Consider the following 19,443-nt stretch of genomic DNA (forward strand, 5'->3'; position numbering starts at 1 on the left):
TCAGTTTTGGGGACACATATAATTAATATAATCGAGTAGGGGGAATTTAATCCCCCTCTCACACCACCGCACGTGCCGTTCGGCATACGGCGGTTCAACTTAACTTCAAAGCGTGACGCTCATTGTAATAATCAAGGCAACTGATAAGACCTGCCCTGCCAAGCACCTCTTTTGAGATTGCCCGTGTTACACAAGTCTTGGTCACGACCCATTGGTATCTGTCTCCACAATACGATGTCAGTCTTGCTAAGTCTTTGGATACTCCGAGTTTTTGGAGTCCCCATTGTCTCTTGCTCGGCACCTTCCATTGTTTCCAGATAATGGTTCTAAGCCTTGTCCTTAAATGTGCGTCAATGTCAGATATTGCCATCTTCATGTTTCCTAACGCAAAGTAATTTATCCAGCCTCTTGTTACTTGGTTAATCTTTTTAATCCTAATTCCCAATCTCATTGAGTTCTTTCTTTGCGTCAAGGCTTTGAGTCTGCGTTTGAACTTAGCAACCGAGTCCTGATGCGGTTTGCACTTCCATTCAAGTGTTTTGGGGTCTTTGTAGAATCCAAATCCAAGGTATTTTACTTTTGTCGGTCTGACTATCTTAGTCTTCTCCGCATTAACCTTGAGACCGAGTTTCCTTTCTATCCAAGACGTGATGGAGTACATCACACGCTTTGCACTTGCTTCGCTCTTTACTGCAATTATGCAGTCGTCAGCATATCTTGCGAAGTGCAGTCCTCTGTTTTCAAGTTCTTTGTCCAGTTCGTTCAGCATTATGTTGCTAAGTAATGGTGAGAGGTTGCCGCCCTGCGGTGTTCCCATTTCTGTTTGCTCGTATCCTTCCGGGGTCATTACACCTGCCTTGAGATATTTGCGTATCAGAGATTCCGTGTCTCCATCGTTAATCAGTATGTGAACGTAGCTCATTAGTCTGTCTTGTGGTACGTTGTCGAAGAATTTCTCCAAGTCTATATCCACAATCCACGTGTAGTCCTCATTTAAGTATTCAAGGACTTTTCTTATTGCCATCTCACAGCTTCTGTTCGGACGAAAGCCATAACTGAACTCCGAGAAATGCGGGTCGCATATCGGTCCTATCACTTGTACTATTGCCTGCTGGATTACTCTGTCCATTGCTGTAGGGATTCCAAGTTTTCTCTTTCCGCCATTAGGTTTGGGTATTTCTACTCGTCTGACGGGTTGAGGCTTGTATTCCCTTCGTAGTATCTGCTCTTTTATCGTAGGCCAATTTGCCTTGATATACTCACCAAGTTCCTCTGTACTGACACCGTCAACTCCGCCTGCACCCTTATTGGCACAGACCCTTTTGTAGGCTTCGTTCATATTGTCCTTGTGTAAGATTTTATCGAGCAGCTCCGACATTGCCTTGTGTGCTCTTCTCCTTTCCGCTCCCTCAGACTCAGCCTTATGTTGTGTGTTCAGATTTCATATACGTTTCATCCTACCACTGTCGGGCATATCCTCAGGACATACATTTGCGTCGCACGGTTAAATTGTTCCACCCTTCCCGATTACTCGGTACTATGGCTTCTGCTGACTTCTCACAGTTCGTTGTTACTACGGATCGTGCTCCGTCTGTGAGACCTCACGGGATAAGCCCCGAACCTTTCCCCGTTTACTCGCCTGATTTACGCATTGAGGTTACGGTTGCCTTTGGGACTTTGATGCCACTAGCCATCTCATCCGCTCAATGCGCCTTAATATCAGGTTTCTGTCCGTCGAGCCACGGTTTCGCTATTGCTTCTTCTCGCCTGTACCTCACGATACAAACCTTGCAAGTCGCTTTAAGGTTCGTCGGCAACTACGCCCCTCGGGACTTCCACCCGAGGTTCGGGACATGCCCGTCATACTAGTAAAGAGGCTGCCGGATGGCAGCCTCTCTTATTTTTGTTTTACTATTCAGTATCAGTAATAGTAGATTATCTGAACGATCTCAAACTTTGTCTCAGCAGGTCTTGAGTCAGGATCTGATCCGCTCTCACCGGGTGCCGGGCAGTAAGGCATCTGGAAGTGACCAGTCGGGTTATCGCCATTTGCGAAAGTATCAGCTTCAATTCTGCCGTAAATTGCAACTCTGGAGTCGATATCGTTTCTCTGCTCGAATGTAGATGTACCGTAGAGACCGATATATGCTTCGAATGTGCAGCTGTCGCCGACCTTGAATTTGTTTGAACCTGTTCCGAAGATGTAGATGGAAGGCTTAACTATTCCGTCATAGTATGAAGAATATGCGAGCTGGTTGCCATCCTTATCTTTGTGTGTATTGCTCCAAACCTTATCTTCAGAATTTGCTGTGCTGTCCTGAATGTACTTACCGATTGCAGACGCAGAACTCATGCCACGGCCGATGGAAATGAATCCGGAAGAACAAAGTCTGTCAGTCTTACGGTAGTTTGCACCTGAGAACTCTATCTTAGCACCGGGCTCCATAATGAAGAGAACAGGAGCGGGATCATTCTGAACGCTGTACAGAGCAAATACAGTATTATTGATGTAATACTGACCAGACTTGAAGTAGAATCTGTAGCTGGATGCCTTGGAGCCGTCGATTGCGAAAACGTAAGGCTTACCGTCAGCACTGTTGCAGGTTGTACCACTTGTGAACTGATAATAACCGGGTGCAAGGCTGATAATCCTGTTCTTGGCTCCATCCTTATCAAATGAGCCGCCGTCAAGCTTGCTTACATCTTCAAGGCTGATGATCTTGTCAGCAGGAACCTTATCGTCTTCTGTAAGTAACCATTCAGGATATGTCTTTGTAACAGGATGTGTTACGTACTCGGCATTCTTCGGGATCTTTGTCTGCTTGGGATAGAATGTCTTACCGTCAGCACTGTATGTGTCGTAATCGAGCTTAACGCCTTCGTCAGCTGTTACAACAGTTGTCTTACCGTCAGTATTCATATCCATAAATACATCTGTAACGATATTTGACGGGAACGGATCAGAGATCTTACCGTAGTCATAAGACTTGTAAACGCTGAGCTTGTTCTTAAGACCGTCAGGTAGTGAGCTTCCTGCATTGGTTACGTTATATGAACCCTTAGAGTTCTTTGCAACGATTGTTCCGCTGGAGTTACCGACGAAGTAGCAGTTTTTGCCGCTTGCCGTAACGAGATCCTTGATCTTCTGGTTCTGGTCCTTATCATTATCTTCCTGAACCGTTCTTCCGGAGAAGATGAAGTTCTTACTGGAAACGCTGCTCCAAATGTTATCATTCTCCCACTTGAAGCCTGCATCATTATGAGTCTTACCGATAAAGTACATATCACCGGTAATAGCCTTGACTGATGCAGTACCGCTCATGTAAGCGTTATCAAGGAATACCATGTTGCCATAGTAAGCATTACCACCGCCGAATCGGCCTGTAGCACCTTCTGCGAAGACGATGTCTGAATAGAATACAGCATTTGATGTCTGCTCGCGTGCATTACCTCTGAAGAGGATCGTATTATCGTCTACTGTACCGAGTGCAGGGTTGACCATACCTACGCCCTGGTCGAAACGGACCTGCGAAGTCGTAACGCTGCCTGCGATATCGATCTGGTTCTTAAAACGTCCGCCATAACTCGGATCTCTGTGCTTAACATGGAGAACCAGTCTGATGTTCTCTACCTGATCACCGATAACTGTCGTAAAATCTGCATTTACGTAATCCTTATCTGAAGTATCAGGATAATAAAGATCAAGATATGTGCAGTTCTTATCAGAATTGGACATACCCGGAACACCAGGGATGATCATCTTGATCTTATCACTGTTATTTGTATGACGGGCAGGTGTATTCGAAAGCATCTTATCGATCTGGTCATCGGTAATCTCCTGTGTCTGGAGAGCTTCAAGGAATACCTCGGAAGCAGCAGTAACCGTAAGTCTTGCCTGGCTCGACATGGTCGTCTCATAGAGACGTCCTCTTGTAGCCTGAGTAAGCATCATGGCTGCAGAGATAAAGATCATTGCGAGTGCCAGGATGAGTACGACAATAACAAGTATTGCGCCCTGCTTGCTCTTCTTCGTCTTGCTTAATCTTTTAATCATAAGAAGCACCTTCCTTCATTATGGTCTGAAGTTACTTATTTTATTGCGTCCGGCGGGAATACTCCGCCCACTTCTGCTTATTAGTTAAGCCTATTGTATTTCATATTACCCGAAATTTCAACAGAAAATTCGAAGTTTGCTAACTTTTTTTACATAGTTTGTTAACATTTTGTTCATAAACTATGTTTCTTTTTCCTCATCCTCAGTCTTTTCGGCGGGTTTGCCCTTTTCTCCGTACTTGTCAAACTCCTCTTTTTTGGAAGCTACGAGCCAGTAATCGTTTTGTGTGGCAAATCTCATGACAGAAGCTGCGTAATAATTTCCTGCCTTGTTTTTCTTTACTCTGGTCCTGGAGAACAGTTCACCGTGCTCCCTGCACTCAAGAAGCGCGTACTGCGATTTGCGGATCCTGAAGAACGGAATCTTAACATTCAGCCTGCTGCCGCAGAGCGGACAATTTGTCATAAAGTTCTTAGATGTTGCAAACGCACTCTGGCTGTCCAGGCTCTCGGGACCTACGAAACTGAAATCTGACGGGACGTCCGGATCGATCGAAGAACTCGAGATAGCGGATATGACCGCAGAAGGCTTGTTGTGCTTGAAGATCTCTTCAAAGACCGCACCGGTGTAATGGGCATCGGCCGTCGCGCTGTGAAAGATCTCTTTCTTATCTATATTATAGAAATCCACTGCCGCCTCGACACTCCTCTGGGATCCCTGAAGTCCCGCAAAGAGCGAGAATATCGGCTGAAGATCCAGGAAGAACATCCCGAGTTTCGGATCCAGACCGAAGAAATCCAGATTCATCTTCAGCATTGAAGGATCTGAACTCCCCCACCCGACCAGGATGGCATCACCGCAGAATTCCCTGAACAGAGAATATGCATCCCTGAATGGTATACCGTTCTTCAGATCGGCATTCTTCTTATGCGTGACTTTCTTAACATGATAATGAAGCTTTGTATATTTGACCGGAACGATGTCAGTCGAAAAAGCATCCTTATAGATCAGTTCGCCATTGTCATAAACATACTTCAGGGCGCCTATCTCTATGATCTCGCCCGTAAGCCTGCTGACTTCAAAAGGATATTCCTTTCCCGGCATCGGCTGATTCCACTCCATGTCGAAAACGACAAACTCCGTGCCGTCTGTAATCTTCCTGCTAAGCATTTGGTATTGTCCCTTCGCCCGTTACTTTCTTCTTTTCATTATACATTTGGAAAACCGGAATTACGATAAGGCAGGAAACCGCAAATACACTTATGAGCACACCCGGCACAAGTCCTGTGGACCTCTGCTCTACGGATATCTCCATGACATCACTCCTGTCGGCGTTATAAGTTATGGCCGTTTTACCGCAATAACTGAAGGAACCTGAATCTTTTCCGTCGATCCTGATCCTCGTCGAACTGTCATAAGCATATGGCAGGACTACGGTACATACGCCGTTTATATCCTTGATGTCCACCAGGAATCTTGAACCGTTGATATAGCCTTCGGCGGCTTTCAGCATGTCATATGCACGGCCGTTCATCTTATATAGAGTGATACGGCACTTCTGCGAACTGCGTGATTCTATATCAAACTTCAGGGTTATCTCCCCGGGATCGGGAGAGATCTCCGTAAGGAAAGGCCCCGTAAAGAACCTTTCATAATCTCCTCCAGAGGCAATAGCTTCCATCGAAGCTCCACTCTCCGAATTGCAGTATGCGAATACCCTCTCGCCCTGACCGACCGTGAAGGGTTCGAATTCCACTCTGTTATGACCTTCTTCAAGTCTGAATGAATCTGCTCCGACAAGTTCGAAATCTCCCTTGTCGGCGGGTTCGATAAATACCTGTTCGAAAAGATCCTCATCTGACAGTATCCACGAGAGATGATTGATAACGTTTATGAACGAGTCAGACGTTTCGCGCATGCTCAGATCCGCCGGAATGAGCAGATATGTGTCATTGCCGTTGATCGCGGGAATGTCCAGTTCATTGTCCAGGATCAGCCTGTCAGATGCTTTAAGGTCATTATCCCCGCGGAAATACTCATATGCAGCCGCACTCTGGATGGTATTGTTGAACATTATAAAAGCCGTATTTACGCCTACGAGCACAAAAACTGCGACGAGTATCACATATCTTGCCTTTCCGCCGATCTTGTCTTCAGAGGATGCATAAACCAGGATCGCTTCAAATATGACCGCAAGGAATGTTGATATCACGATCGGGCTTGCCAGAGACGTACTGTTGGAGGAATTATTGGCTATTATCATGAAAAAGAGCGGTATCAGGCCGGCCGCCAGAAGATCGCCGCGGCTCAGGCTCCTTATATTCTTAAGACCTATGGCGGCCGCAAAGAACAGGATAACCTCGAGCCATATCAATCTTGAAGAATTGAGGACAGGCGCGGTCCCGAAAATACTGACCGTCTCATTTACAAAGGAAGAACTGCACAAAATATGGATCACTGCGGTCAGGACGGCAGTCGCGACCTTCATTCTTACGGGGATCCTCTCATTGAGCGCAAATGCAATGACGGCTACGAGCGTCAGTATCCCGATATAGAACAGAGGGATACCGTTCGAGTAAATGCTTCCCGAGCGCAGCGCGAACGTGCCTCTGAGAATATCGAAAACGGTATAGTTTACCTTGGCATTCTCGAAACTCTCGGAAATCTTCAGATCGATGTTCATCGCGGCAAATCCCGGTATGGCGAAAGCCATGGATGCCGCAAGACCGGCGAAGATCCCGCCCAGAAGCTTGAGCCAGGATGTAAAGGCCATCTTAAATGTCGAGTAGAGACTGATGCACATAAGAAGGCCTGTAAAGATGACGGCAGGGATACCGGTCATTATGCCGAATCCGCCGGTGGCGCTCAGTGCAAGCACCGAGAAACATATGCCGGAAAAAGCTCTCCAGGTGCGTTTCTGCAGATAGGAGTCGAATGCGGACAATACTACAGGGAACAAAATGGCCATATTCATTACTGAAGCAAACTGTGCCGTGAATATTATCTGCGTGGAGAATGTGTACATTACTGCGAGCATCGCCGAAAACATTCTTCTGAGCTTAAGATGCCCGGACATAAAGTAATACATGCAGGAACAGCAAAGGCCGAACCTTATGTAATATCCCGCCATGAGAACGGACTTTGCAGCCGCCTGCGGCAGAATGATGGCCAGATAGAAAAACGGATCCAAATGAACGAAGGTCAGAAGCCTCCAGAGGTCATTTCCGGCACTTCCCGAACGTATCAGTTCAAGATCCTCCAGCGCAATATCGATACCGCGTATCAGGTTCTCTCCCATGGAACCCGTGCGCATGGAGAGCGCATCCGGAAGTATCTTGCCCGGCTCGGTATTAAGTCCGATATTCAGAGCTGCCGCAGCGATCGCTACAGCAGCCAGAAAACAAAAGACAACCCCTCCCAAGTTATGCAGGGTTACTTTTGCCCTATTCATCATCCGCCTCCGGACCCGCACCGTTCTCCGGTCCACCGGGTCTTTCTTCAGGATTATCAATTTCTTCAAAAACTTCAGGTTTTTCAGGATTTTCCGGTCCCGCAGCATCTTCAGCAGGGATGCCGGCCTTCTCATTCATCCCGAGCACATCACCGACGGGAACTTCTTCAATTACAGACTCCGGAACGGTTTCTGCGACCGTTTCTGCGGGAACTGATGCAGCCGCCTTGTTCTTTCTGTGCTTCCTGACCATCATAGGAATAAACGTGATGAGGGCGATGCAGACCACAGATACCGCAGTTGCTGCAAGTCCGATATTAAAGCCCGCAGGTGTGTACTTAAGGGATATGTCGTGGCTTCCCTTATTTAGCTTTATTCCCATGAGCGCATCCTGGACCGGAATGATCTCGGCAGGTTCACCGTCAACTTCAGCAGACCATCCCTCCGAATAAGGAATCGTAAGGAAAAGGAATCCGTCATCCAAAACATCGATATGTCCGTTCAGCGAGGTCGTATTGTAATCAGTTACCACGAGCTGCTCATCGGACAGGATGTCGAGAGTATGGTCATATCCGGCCCTGTCGAGCTGATATCCGTATACCATAAGTGCCTGTCCGGGATTCTCATGATATTTCACGGTCAGTTTCATCGGAGTGCCGTCAAACACACCCAAAGTGATTATCTGATAGCTTCTTATCTCGAACTTTCTTACCTTGTCACCGACCGTAACCGTAACGTTTGCACCCTTCTTTGCGTTAGCGTAGACGTAAACATCGGATCCGATATCCGCCTCGTTGACTGAAAGAGTGAATGAAAAGTCGCCTTTATCGGCGCTGCTTCCCGAATTGTATACGATGACTCTTGCTTCTTCGTCAGTAGTATTGAGAAGACTTGAGCTTTCCGGGGTAAGCATCAGCGGCTTGTATACGTTTTCACCGCCCATGCTCTTTACAAGCCTGTTGGTCTTGTCGAAAACATCGAGATTGTTATTGTAATCGGGTGCATAGACGATTACGCTCGGCTCCGTCATATAGCCGACGCTCAAAGCATCAGGGTTCCCCCACGAAGTGATGGTCCCGTCCTTATATTCCTGCTCGAACAGCGCAGGGACAGCCTGTGTGCTGTCTATCTCGATAAGGTTTCTTACGCCGAGGAGCGTCGCAGTAACCCTTGTAAGTCCGGCATTGCGGAGTCCGTTTATGTTGTTGTTATGGAAACCGTAGTTTCTCATATATTTGACAAAGCTTTCTCTTGCCGTCGATGAGAAGATGGACAGACCCTTGACGTTATAAAGCGACTGCAGGTCACAGACATTGTTCGGGAAGAGTTCGCTTCTCTCGAAGTTCATGTGTCCTTCCGTTCCTTCCACCTCTGCGGCATAGGACTCGACTTCATCCCTGTGCCTGCCGTACGGTGCATAACTCGTAAAGCCCTCATGGTAGCAGACAAGTCCGATGGAAGTAAGAGATGCCGAGAAGATCTCGACCATCATGGTTACCGTAAGAAGCGTCTCGCAGAAGAACTCGCTCTTTCTGGAATTGATGTTGCTTACCGTGTGGAGTGCTGCACCCTGGATAATGAGGAAGAGCAGCGTCTCCCCTATCTGTATATATCCCTCGTTGCCCGTGCCGAATTTCTCATAGAGGATAAGGAATGCGGCCGAGCAGAGGACAGCTCCGGTCACATATTTCGAGCCGAGGCTCCTGATGCGTCTTATGGTAAGGAATCCTACGAAAACGAGCAGGAAGCTCATGAGGAACGATTCCCTGTAAGGAATCTGGTTCGGGAAGTGCATTCCGTGCCAGACGAAGTTGAGCGTACGGTTGGTAAAACTCAGATACATTATTCCCAAAAGGACGCCGAAAACTATCTTATGCTTTAATTTGATGCCTGTCCTTGAAGGAAGCAGGAAGAACAGCGGAAGGAGCAGAACGATGACGAGACCGCTGTAGACATTTGCCATTCCGTCCCTGATATTCGGATTCGCCGCCACCATGAGTCTTCCGAAGAAATCGAAAAGATTGGTCTGCAGGGAATAATCGGGCTTCAGCTTATCTCCGGTCGCAGAGCAGTTCCTGAGTATGAGATATGTCGGAACCGTTATTACCGCAGACGTTCCGGCAGCTAAAAGGCCCGACACGGCAAAGCGGAGCGCGGCTCCGACGAATGTCTTGAAGCACATGCGCATCGGATCGCCCTTCGGTCTGGCTGCCGAGAAAAGACACACGTAATATGCGGGCGCAAAGAGCACCAGGAACAGGCAGATGAAGTAGCCTGCATAGTAGTTGCTTACAATGGCAATGGCAAGTGTCACGGCAAACATGCCGCACTTGCGTTCAGCCAGGAGCCTTCTCAGGCCGAGCATTATCAGAGGGAGCAATACAACGGCATCGCACCACATGATGTTCCAGAAGAAGGAAATGAACCATCCGCAGAGAGCATAGGAGGCGCTGAATACCACGGTTATGTTATCCATCCTTCTGTTGTCGTTGGCAGAAAGGAACAAAAGCATAAAGACAGAGGACAGTCCCGCACGTATGCATGTGATGAATCCGATGAATACCGGCATTGTCTTTGCCGTAAAGAAGAGTGCAAAGATATTAAGCGGGCTTGCCGCATAGTTGGCATAAGCCGCATAGTATTCCTGTCCCAGGCCGTCGTTCCAGCTGTAGAACAGCGATTCACCCGAAAGGACCTTGTCTCTGAAAGCTACCAGGAAGGGACAGTACTGATGGTAGAGGTCAACCGTGAGGATCGTCCTCTCACCGAAAGGATAGCATCCGGTGACTGCAAAAGCCGCAAGCACGGTAAGTGTCGGGAACAGGAAAGCCAAAAGGAACTGTGGCCAGAATTCTCTCAGGATTGCGCCTAAAGTGCCACTCTTTTCTCCCAGTATCGGTCTATCTTTCGCCCTCATATATCCTCTAATATTTTTATCAGATTACAAACGTGTTAATAATAGCATACTTTGACCGTGTTGTTTCTTCTTTTATGGTAAAGTGTCATTAACCTGTATCCAGATTTAAAGGGGAAAATTGATGAAGGGTAAAAACAACAAAAATAAAGACGATAATAAACAGGCCCGCACACCCGTGGTGAGCGGTGAGTTTACAAATATAGAAGTTACGGCATCGCCGGAAGGACAGCCGACTGATGATTTCATGGAAACACCGGTCGAAGAGCCGAAAAAGGGCGTCACTTTAAACGACCTGGCTGACATAGATCCTGAACTCCTTACGGGAAAACCCGTAGAGAACAGCGTGATCCCGGACCTCCCGCCGCTTCCCGACGGCAAGGACGGCAAAGCAGAAGAACCCGCCGTTAAAGCTCACGATATACCGACCGAACTCAATCTCGACAAGAACGAGGAAGCTTTGGACACCGGCAAAAAAAGACGCAATGCCGGCATCTTCTTCGTTGTATTCGGGATCATACTGGTCTTTGTTATCGCGGCTGTGACTTTCGCATTGGACACCGGAATGGACGAGTCCTTTATCAGCCCGCTCAGTATTAACGGAAGAGATGTATCCAGCGGTGAATTCAGCTTCATGTATCACTATGAACTTCTAAGCGAAGGCGTCGACCTTTTCGCCGCCGACACGGACAAGATGCTCCTGTCACCCTATCTCGATGACGATAATTTCGCCACCTACAGAGACTATTTCAGGTTCGTTACCGCCCAGGACCTTCAGAAGACGGAGATCCTCTATGTCGATGCTACTTCCCAGGGTTACGAGATCGAAAAGGCTCATTACGACCGTGCCAACGCGTATATCAACTGGCTCAAGGGCAAGGCCGATGAACTCGGCGTCCCTCTCGACACATACATCAAGGGTGTATTCGGAAGCCAGGTCGATGAGCAGATCATCATAAACACCCTTGCGCGCAAGTACTTCACGGAGGACTACGCAGAGGGCGAGAAGCTCATTCAGCTCTCGGCTACCGACGAGCAGGCCGAAAACGCTTACAGGCAGTCACGCAACATTTACGATCTCGTAAGCTATAAGCTCTTCAGATTCACTTATGAACAGAGAGAACAGGCTTTCATCGACACGGCAAATCTTCACGCCCAGCAGATCATTGACGCCATGGGCAAGGATCCTTCAAAATTTGAATCCTGTGCAGCCAAATACTTTTCGGGAGTTGCTGCCAACACACTGGCACAGCCCGACTCCATGCTCGTATCAGACTGCCGTTATGAGGATATCTCACACGCCGAATTCCGCGAATGGCTCTTTGATGAGTCCAGGACAGTGGGCGACGCAGTGATCTTCCATGACGAGGATGGATTCCCGATCATCCTCGTATTCGTCTCAAGAGACCGCATGGCTGAAAAGCTCCGCAACTGCTATATCGTAACAGTCAACAACCAGATGACCGAAGAGATGACACCCGACATGGCCGGAACACAGGCTCTCTCGCAGGAGATCTTCGACTATATCGATGATGCGGACAGCTGCAATGAGGTAGAAAACCTTTATAACGACTATATTCTTGCCGGACAGTTATCGGTTGTTCACGACGATCAGATATTCCAGGCAGAATATTCCGAAGCTCTTGCGGAATGGATATTCGCGGCTGAAAGGAAACTCGGCGATAAGACTCTCATCGAGGATAACGGCACGTTCTACGTGATCTACTTCATCTCAGAATCACCTAATCCCGAATGGTATGACAGAGTAAACAGCTTCCTCAGGATGAACAACTATCAGCAGTTCATCACGGCAAAACAGGCTGAATTCACCTGGTCATTCAACGAAGACGGATTAAGTCAGATTAAGGACGTTCCGTAAGAAACAGGAGCATCAGCCGAACGGGCTGGCAGTTCCGTTCATCTGCTGTATCAGAACTACCACGATTGCGAAAACAAAAGTAAGGAGCATAGCTCCGATCAATATCCATGCCAGGATCTTTGTTCCTATCTTCTTGCTGTTTCCGCTGCCCATAATTACTACATCCTTAATATATTTGCGTGATCATCCGAAGTCTGCACTGTCACCGATAGTAAGCGGGAGAGTGATCTCTGTTCCGTCCCTTTCGACGACGAAATCTATCGTATCGCCTACCTTATGCGAATCGCGCACCTTAATAATATCACCGGAATCCGTTATTTCAACACCGTCGACTGATATGATCCTGTCGCCGATCGCAAATCCCGCCTTCTCGGCAGGACCGTCCTTGACGATCTCGGCAACATATATGCCGCCGCGTGCGCCGTAATAGGAATCATCCGCAACGTATTTCAAAGAGACACCGAGATACGGGCGGTCTATTACCTTACCGTAGTTTATCAGGCTCTCTATGATCTTCCTGACGGAATTGATCGGGATCGCGAATCCAAGATTCTCCGATGTGGAAGTGATGATCTTTGCATTTGTTATGCCGATGACTTCCCCGTAAGAATTAATGAGAGGACCGCCGCTGTTTCCGGGATTGATCGCGGCATCCGTCTGGATGATGTCGACATAATAGCCGTTGCGCACTATATCCCTGTGAGGCGCCGAGATGACTCCGACTGTTATGGTGTCATCAAGGGAACCCATCGCATTTCCTATCGCCACGGCAAGTTCGCCGGAACGGATCTTATCCGAATCACCGAGAGTGACGCGCGGAAGTTTCTTGTCCGTTTCGACTTTGAGGACAGCAATGTCCGTCTGTTCGTCGCTTCCCACTATCTCCGCTCTGACATAATTATCATTTCCGGGCAGGAGCACAGTTACATAATATGTGCTGACGGCAACGTCGGCGAGTTCGACCACGTGACGGTTCGTAACGATATATCCGTCTTCCGTGATTATGAATCCGGTTCCTGAACTGAGCTTTGTCTCCTTGCCGTTGTCCCTGCCGATAACACCGATCGGGATGGTCGCGGGACTTACCAGATCAAAGATATCCACGGTGGGCAGCCTGGTCTTCTCCGAAGTCGCTACCAATGCGGCATCTTCTATGGAGAACCACGGCTCCGGAAGATCTTCGGAAACGGAGTTTTCCGTTTCATCAGTTGTTCCTGATGCCGTCTGCTCTTTCTTCACTGATCGTGTATATGAAAGAATGCCCTCGAGACCGTTATTGAGCCTGAAGATATAGTAGGACTGAAAACCCGAGAACAAGACGCTTGCCAGGAGCAGCACCGATAAGATGATAATGGTGCGTCTGTAGCTCTCCTTGGGCTTGGCGAAAGTGACGTTTACGTTCTCATACCCTTTTTCGTTATTGTTCCCGTTTTCTTTCTCTATTATGTTTTCATTTTCCATGAAGTTTTTTCCTCTTACCTGATTCCTGCTGTTCTATCCCCTGCAGCTTACATATTTTGGGCGATTTTTCACCAAAGCGCAAGTCAGGATAACGTTACTTTCCCGCCGCGCATCAATATCTTCTCCGGTTCCTCCGGAACAACGGCCCCGCCTGACTGATCGAGACAGAACCTCATAAACTCGTTTTCAGACTCTTCCGGGACCATAATGTCAAATGCAACATCCTGACCGTATACGATGTTTTCGATAACCCACCCGGAGGCTCCGGCCCTTCGGGATAATGCTTCGAAAAACGGATAGGAACAGTTCTCGTGCCAGCTCAATGCGGGAACCAGCATTACCGGTTCTCCGGCCGCAAGAGCCTGCCTTCCGCTGTCCGTATATGCCCTCTTGAGTCCTCCCTTGCCTAGAAGCGTCCCTCCGAAATATCTGGTTACGCAGATCAGAGTATCCGTAAAACCGTTGGAAGTAAGGAGTTCGAGCAGAGGCTGGCCTGCCGTGCCCTGAGGTTCGCCGTCATCACTTGATTTCTGCCTGGCGGTCTCCCCGCCGGTAACCCAGGCATAACAAAGATGTCTTGCATCGGGATATTTTTTTCGTTCTGCAGCAAGAAGATCGGCGGCATCTTCAGGTGAATCTATATGAAAGCTCTTGCCGATAAAGACCGACTTCTTGACCTCGACCTTTGAATCTCCTGTTTTGCTCAGCGTTATGACAGAACTCAATCCTTAATGCTCTCCCTGTATTTCTGATAAGCCATCATCAGGAGAGATTTATCCTGGCTGTATGTGATCTCGTCCAGCGCGCCGGAGACTCCGACAAATTTGCAGTCCACAGTTCCGGAATCCGGGAAAGCCTCACAGGCTTCGCTTTTAGTTTCCATTACAAACCATGAGATATTGTTATGGACCGGCTTTCTTCTGGAGATCGAGTAGAATTCGTAATTGGTCTTGCCGCAGGGTGCGATTACCCTGGCATCGACATTTGTCTCCACCCTGACGCGTTTTTTGGCAAATTCAGACAGGCTCAGGTCGCTGCTCGTCTTGACAGCTCCCTTGGGGAACCCCCACTCCTGCTTGTCATTACATACAAGCAATACCTTGTCTCCGCAAAAAACGATTCCGCCTGCACAGTTGCGAACGATCATAAAAACCTGCTCTCGTATAAGTCAAATATTTATAACAGCATTCTATCACAAAGATGAGGCTGTTTGCTCGTCTGACATATTCATTTGTCCTTTTGGGGGCAGGTCTGTATAATTGTCCTATGTCTGAAAATAATATAGATAATGAATATTATAATAAACCCGGCAACGGGAACTCTGAACTTGCCAAGCTCAGACAGATAATAACGGTGCTCCTTTCGGTATCCGCACTTCTTGCAGTCGTGCTGGTCACACTCGGCATAACCAAGATCATCGGCTACGTGAAAGAATCGGAAGCATCCGGCTACACCCCCATTCTTGCAACGCTCGTATCAACGACCGTCACATACACCGAGCCCGTAGTCTATCACACCGAACAGCTGGAAGCGTCTTCACTGGCCGACAGTTACTGGCGCCCGCTTCCTGAACTTCCCGAAGATGAAGTCATAGTTCCCGAACACGTTGAAGTCAGGGCACTCTATATCGGCTCAGGCTCCGCGCTCGACAAAGCGATCGATCTCTGCAACAACAGCGAGCTCAACGCTATAGTAATCGATCTGAAGAACGAATACGGCCTTCCCTACATGTCCAAGGTCGCTACGGCCAAAGAGATCGGCTACGTCTGGGACGCTTACGATCTCGACGCGGTTGTCGAAAAATGCCACAGCAACAACATCAGGGTAATCGGAAGGATCGTATCCTTTAACGATCAGGTCGCAGCTAAGCATTTTCCCGAAAGAGCCATTCAGGATGCTGACGGCAATGTGGTCAGGTTCAGTAACGAAGGAAACAACCCGTTCTTAAGCCCTTATAACGAGGACAACTGGGATTACCTCATCGCGATCGGCATCGAAGCTTCCGAGCACGGCGTCGACGAGATACAGTTCGACTATGTAAGATTCCCTGCGGGAGCCACAAAAAACAAGGTTAAACCGTACTTCGGCGAAGAAGGACAATATCCAACCAAAGCCGAAGCCGTCAACAGATTCCTTCAGGAAGCCAGGATCAGGATACAGGACACCTATGGCGTTCCCGTATCTGCCGACATTTTCGGCATCGTACTTACTTCTGAGGGCGATGCGAAGATAATCGGTCAGGATTTCGCCACACTGGGAATGACGGGCATCGATTCATGCTGTCCGATGGTCTACCCCTCACACTATGCTCTCGGCACGATGCTCGGCGGACACGTGTTTAAGTATCCCGACAAGGAACCCTATCTGATGGTATACAGCGTTCTCCATGACTGCCAGGCAACTTACAAGCAGCCGGGATTCACGGCGGTAAGGCCTTATCTTCAGGCTTTCACGGCCTCTTATATCGGCAAGGGCAATTACATAGAATACGGTTACAGGGAGATCAATTCCCAGATCAAGGCAATAAAGGACCTCGGAATAACGGAATTTATCCTCTGGGATCCTTCCTGCAAATATCCTTCAGGCAATTACGACGGCGATATGTCAGTAGAGACTGATTGAAACTGAAAGATTCTAAGCATAAAATAATAAAGTTATTTATATAAGAGGTGATACTATGCTTGACATCAAATTCTTACGTACCAATCCGGACATCGTAAAACAGAACATCAAAAACAAGTTCCAGGACGAAAAGCTCCCCCTGGTAGATCAGGTCATCGAACTCGACAAAGAGTTCCGTGAGAGCAAGACCCGTGCTGAAGCATTAAGAGCCAACCGCAATAAGGTCAGCAAACAGATCGGCGCGCTGATGGCTCAGGGCAAAAAGGACGAGGCTGAAGTTGTAAAGAAGCAGGTCACCGATATGGCTGACGAACTCGAAGCCCTCTCCGCAAAGGAGACTGAGCTCGAGGAAGAGATCAGAAAGATCATGCTCGTAATCCCCAACATCATCGATCCTTCCGTTCCGATCGGCAAGGACGATTCCGAGAACGTTGAGATCGAGAGGTTCGGCGAGCCTTTCGTTCCCGATTTCGAGGTTCCCTATCATGTAGACATCATGGAAAAGCTTGACGGCATCGAGCTCGACCAGGCCAGGGAAACATCCGGAAACGGCTTCTACTACCTTAAGGGCGATATCGCAAGACTTCACTCCGCATGCCTTTCATATGCGCGGGACTTCATGATCGACAGAGGCTTCACATATTACATTCCGCCTTATATGATCAGATCCTCCGTTGTTACCGGCGTTATGAGCTTTGCCGAGATGGAGAACATGATGTACAAGATCGAGGGCGAGGATCTCTACCTCATCGGTACTTCCGAGCATTCCATGATCGGCAAGTTCATCGATACGATCACTGATGAAGACAAGATGCCCCAGACTCTTACATCCTATTCCCCCTGCTTCCGTAAGGAAGTCGGTGCGCACGGCATTGAGGAGCGCGGCGTCTACAGGATCCACCAGTTCGAAAAGCAGGAGATGATCGTTGTCTGCAAGCCTGAAGATTCCATGATGTGGTACAACAAGCTCTGGCAGAACACAGTAGATTACTTCCGTTCACTCGACATCCCTGTAAGAACACTCGAGTGCTGCTCCGGCGACCTCGCTGACCTCAAGGTCAAGTCCTGTGACGTTGAGGCATGGTCACCCAGACAAAAGAAGTATTTCGAAGTCGGTTCCTGCTCCAACCTGGGCGATGCACAGGCAAGACGTCTTAAGATCAGGATCAGAGGATCTGAGGGTACATACCTCGCGCATACACTGAACAACACATGCGTTGCTCCGCCGAGAATGCTCATCGCCTTCCTTGAGAACAACCTTAACGAAGACGGCTCCATCAGGATCCCCGAGGCATTAAGGCCTTACATGGGCGGCAAGTCGGTTATCGAAGTTCCCGGAAAGTAATCCGCTGAAAGACAAGTCACTAAGAGAGGCTGTCTCATGAGTGAAAAACTCTTTGAGGCAGCCTTTTCATTTATCCTTTGTTTTCTGCGGGGAAACAAAAAGAGGTTGCCCGTAAAAAAGCAACCTCTCATTAATTCACAAAAAGCTTGAATCTTAATCTTTCGCTCTTTCAACTTTGCCTGAGCGAAGGCAACGTGTGCAAACGTTCATTGACTTGGGGGTGCCGTCAACAACAACCTTAACTCTGTGTACGTTAGCCTGCTGCGTAGTAAGCGCGCGTCTTGAAATCTGTGAACGCGTGATTCTAATCTTTCTGCCAAAGAACATATCTTTCTGGCAAACTTCACACTTAGCCATGCAAACACCTCCTGTTAGAATTCAAATGCCTATGAATAATACCACACCCCATTCCCTTATGCAACAAGTTTTTATGTCTCTTTTCACACTTTTTTGCAGGATCAATTTACGACCTTGCTGCTGAACACTCGCCGTATCGTGATTATCCTGTCGCATATGTCATCACCCGACTGGAAATTGCGCAGTCTTACGGTCGTTCTGGCCGGTGACAGCATAAAGAGCGTTCCCGTGTCGGTGCAGACTGCCATCTCATATATCTCCTTGTCGCCGGGGGCTTTCTTCGGATTTGAAAGGAAAAGGATATCTCCCGGAAGGATCTGATCGATCATGATCTGTCCCGTAACGGCGTCGGGTTCGGGTATTACCTCGGTACCTGCCTTTGACTGGCCTTCCATGGTCCTCGGTATCTGTATTCCGTTGATCTCGGCACACACATATACGACGCCGTTGACCGATGCACCGTTTATGGACATGCCGTTCTCAATATATTTGCTGTTGACGAATGTCAGTACCGAGCTCACAAAGTATCGGCTCGAGACCTCTTCGGTCTCGGCTCTCGGCGAAAGCTCGATAACACCCGACGAACCGATCCAGCCCTTGTCACCGCCCGGAAGGGCGACCTGGTAAACGCCCTCTCTTTTTATGTCGGCGTAAAGAACCGTATTCATCATTACCTTCTTTATCAGCGTTCCGTTGCTCGCGTGGGTCATTACATTCTTAGAAGGATCCGAAACGATAAGCTTGAACTGGTGAACGTCAGGCTCTATGGAATTCATGTCCTTGATCAGCGTGGAAGCCTTCACATACCCGATAATGCCGTCACGCGTCTTGATCTTGCAGTATCCGTTATCGCTGTCGCCGACAAACTTGACCGGCTCGTTATAAAGGACTTCGGCTATTCTTACCGATCCGGGATCGGGAGCCGTCATAATGGCGACGGTGCTTTCCGTGACTACCCTGTAATCCTCATCGTTGTAATCATAATTGATTACCGGCTTTACGAAGAGTTCGATATTCGTGTCTTCGAACAGGCCGGGGAGAACTCTCGGAAGTATGTAGAAGACACCTACGATAAGCAGAATGAATGCCGCAAATGCGATGGCGAAGCTCAGTATCTTTCTCTTGCGGACCCCGCCCAAAGTTGCCTGTTTCTCGGAAAGGCCCCATTTGTCCTGCATGTCTTCCGCACTTCCGTACTGCTCACTTCCCTCATCCAGATCGGTAAGGAAAGGAAGTTTGACAGGACGTTCGATATGTCTGATCGTCTTTGGCGTGACCTCTTCACCGACCACAGGTTTGTTCTTGCGGTCGGTACCCTTGAAGATACTGCTGTTCTCGTTCTTTTCACGCTTTTTCATGG

At 48.3% G+C, this 19,443-nt stretch carries 14 protein-coding genes; 3 read left to right on the forward strand and 11 right to left on the reverse strand.

Annotated features, from left to right (window positions below):
- Positions 1-94: 94 nt before the first annotated feature.
- The 5 genes from ltrA to BO18_RS17215 all read right to left on the reverse strand — a co-directional run bounded on the left by ltrA (position 95) and on the right by BO18_RS17215 (position 10,422).
- Positions 95-1,378 (reverse strand): group II intron reverse transcriptase/maturase, encoded by a 1,284-nt coding sequence (ltrA, locus tag BO18_RS17195; RefSeq protein WP_034448248.1) that lies wholly within the window; start codon positions 1,376-1,378, stop codon positions 95-97.
- Positions 1,379-1,921: 543 nt separating this feature from the next.
- Positions 1,922-4,054, reverse strand: a complete 2,133-nt coding sequence (locus BO18_RS17200) for a hypothetical protein (protein WP_034448298.1) — start codon at positions 4,052-4,054, stop codon at positions 1,922-1,924.
- A gap of 180 nt (positions 4,055-4,234) precedes the next feature.
- Positions 4,235-5,224 carry a 3'-5' exonuclease gene (locus BO18_RS33000; protein WP_051688881.1) on the reverse strand — a complete coding sequence of 330 codons (990 nt, stop codon included), beginning with the start codon at positions 5,222-5,224 and terminating at the stop codon, positions 4,235-4,237.
- Positions 5,217-7,505, reverse strand: coding sequence for a YfhO family protein (locus BO18_RS17210; protein WP_034448301.1), 2,289 nt, complete (start codon positions 7,503-7,505; stop codon positions 5,217-5,219). Before BO18_RS17210 ends, BO18_RS33000 begins: the two co-directional genes overlap by 8 nt.
- Positions 7,498-10,422 carry a YfhO family protein gene (locus BO18_RS17215; RefSeq protein ID WP_034448303.1) on the reverse strand — a complete coding sequence of 975 codons (2,925 nt, stop codon included), beginning with the start codon at positions 10,420-10,422 and terminating at the stop codon, positions 7,498-7,500. The genes BO18_RS17210 and BO18_RS17215 overlap by 8 nt, the downstream gene beginning before the upstream one ends.
- Positions 10,423-10,543: 121 nt before the next feature.
- Between BO18_RS17215 and BO18_RS17220 the strand changes: the two genes are divergently transcribed.
- Positions 10,544-12,298: a hypothetical protein gene (locus BO18_RS17220; protein WP_034448305.1), complete on the forward strand. Its 1,755-nt coding sequence runs from the start codon at positions 10,544-10,546 to the stop codon at positions 12,296-12,298.
- 12 nt (positions 12,299-12,310) lie between these two features.
- Here BO18_RS17220 and BO18_RS34930 read toward each other — a convergent pair whose 3' ends face one another.
- The 4 genes from BO18_RS34930 to BO18_RS17235 all read right to left on the reverse strand — a co-directional run bounded on the left by BO18_RS34930 (position 12,311) and on the right by BO18_RS17235 (position 14,906).
- A complete protein-coding gene (locus tag BO18_RS34930) occupies positions 12,311-12,451 on the reverse strand; it encodes a hypothetical protein (protein WP_185752490.1) in 141 nt (46 codons plus the stop codon).
- Positions 12,452-12,481: 30 nt separating this feature from the next.
- Positions 12,482-13,759 carry a S1C family serine protease gene (locus BO18_RS17225; RefSeq protein ID WP_051688882.1) on the reverse strand — a complete coding sequence of 426 codons (1,278 nt, stop codon included), beginning with the start codon at positions 13,757-13,759 and terminating at the stop codon, positions 12,482-12,484.
- Positions 13,760-13,842: 83 nt separating this feature from the next.
- Positions 13,843-14,484: an IMPACT family protein gene (locus tag BO18_RS33005; RefSeq protein WP_051688883.1), complete on the reverse strand. Its 642-nt coding sequence runs from the start codon at positions 14,482-14,484 to the stop codon at positions 13,843-13,845.
- Positions 14,481-14,906, reverse strand: a complete 426-nt coding sequence (locus tag BO18_RS17235) for an NUDIX domain-containing protein (protein ID WP_034448307.1) — start codon at positions 14,904-14,906, stop codon at positions 14,481-14,483. Before BO18_RS17235 ends, BO18_RS33005 begins: the two co-directional genes overlap by 4 nt.
- 119 nt (positions 14,907-15,025) lie before the next feature.
- On the opposite strand from BO18_RS17235, the gene BO18_RS17240 reads away from it, so the two are divergent.
- Together BO18_RS17240 and serS are read left to right on the forward strand one after the other, a co-directional pair.
- Positions 15,026-16,381, forward strand: a complete 1,356-nt coding sequence (locus tag BO18_RS17240) for a putative glycoside hydrolase (protein WP_051688884.1) — start codon at positions 15,026-15,028, stop codon at positions 16,379-16,381.
- Between the two features lie 55 nt (positions 16,382-16,436).
- Complete coding sequence (serS, locus tag BO18_RS17245) at positions 16,437-17,726, forward strand: serine--tRNA ligase (RefSeq protein ID WP_034448310.1); 1,290 nt, start codon at positions 16,437-16,439, stop codon at positions 17,724-17,726.
- A gap of 153 nt (positions 17,727-17,879) precedes the next feature.
- On the opposite strand, the gene BO18_RS17250 is transcribed toward serS, so the two are convergent.
- Complete coding sequence (locus BO18_RS17250; protein WP_034448313.1) at positions 17,880-18,083, reverse strand: large ribosomal subunit protein bL28; 204 nt, start codon at positions 18,081-18,083, stop codon at positions 17,880-17,882.
- 101 nt (positions 18,084-18,184) lie between these two features.
- Positions 18,185-19,441 (reverse strand): SH3 domain-containing protein, encoded by a 1,257-nt coding sequence (locus BO18_RS17255; RefSeq protein WP_034448316.1) that lies wholly within the window; start codon positions 19,439-19,441, stop codon positions 18,185-18,187.
- Positions 19,442-19,443: the final 2 nt, after the last annotated feature.

Source organism: Butyrivibrio sp. AE2032 (genome assembly GCF_000702965.1).

Coding starts and splice junctions, on each gene's coding strand:
- BO18_RS17215 (WP_034448303.1), bottom strand. CDS start 10,422: ATGAGGGCGAAAGATAGACCGATACTGGGAGAAAAGAGTGGCACTTTA.
- BO18_RS17250 (WP_034448313.1), bottom strand. CDS start 18,083: ATGGCTAAGTGTGAAGTTTGCCAGAAAGATATGTTCTTTGGCAGAAAG.
- BO18_RS17220 (WP_034448305.1), top strand. CDS start 10,544: ATGAAGGGTAAAAACAACAAAAATAAAGACGATAATAAACAGGCCCGC.
- BO18_RS17225 (WP_051688882.1), bottom strand. CDS start 13,759: ATGGAAAATGAAAACATAATAGAGAAAGAAAACGGGAACAATAACGAA.
- BO18_RS34930 (WP_185752490.1), bottom strand. CDS start 12,451: ATGGGCAGCGGAAACAGCAAGAAGATAGGAACAAAGATCCTGGCATGG.
- serS (WP_034448310.1), top strand. CDS start 16,437: ATGCTTGACATCAAATTCTTACGTACCAATCCGGACATCGTAAAACAG.
- BO18_RS33000 (WP_051688881.1), bottom strand. CDS start 5,224: ATGCTTAGCAGGAAGATTACAGACGGCACGGAGTTTGTCGTTTTCGAC.
- ltrA (WP_034448248.1), bottom strand. CDS start 1,378: ATGTCGGAGCTGCTCGATAAAATCTTACACAAGGACAATATGAACGAA.
- BO18_RS17210 (WP_034448301.1), bottom strand. CDS start 7,505: ATGAATAGGGCAAAAGTAACCCTGCATAACTTGGGAGGGGTTGTCTTT.
- BO18_RS17255 (WP_034448316.1), bottom strand. CDS start 19,441: ATGAAAAAGCGTGAAAAGAACGAGAACAGCAGTATCTTCAAGGGTACC.
- BO18_RS17200 (WP_034448298.1), bottom strand. CDS start 4,054: ATGATTAAAAGATTAAGCAAGACGAAGAAGAGCAAGCAGGGCGCAATA.
- BO18_RS17240 (WP_051688884.1), top strand. CDS start 15,026: ATGTCTGAAAATAATATAGATAATGAATATTATAATAAACCCGGCAAC.
- BO18_RS17235 (WP_034448307.1), bottom strand. CDS start 14,906: ATGATCGTTCGCAACTGTGCAGGCGGAATCGTTTTTTGCGGAGACAAG.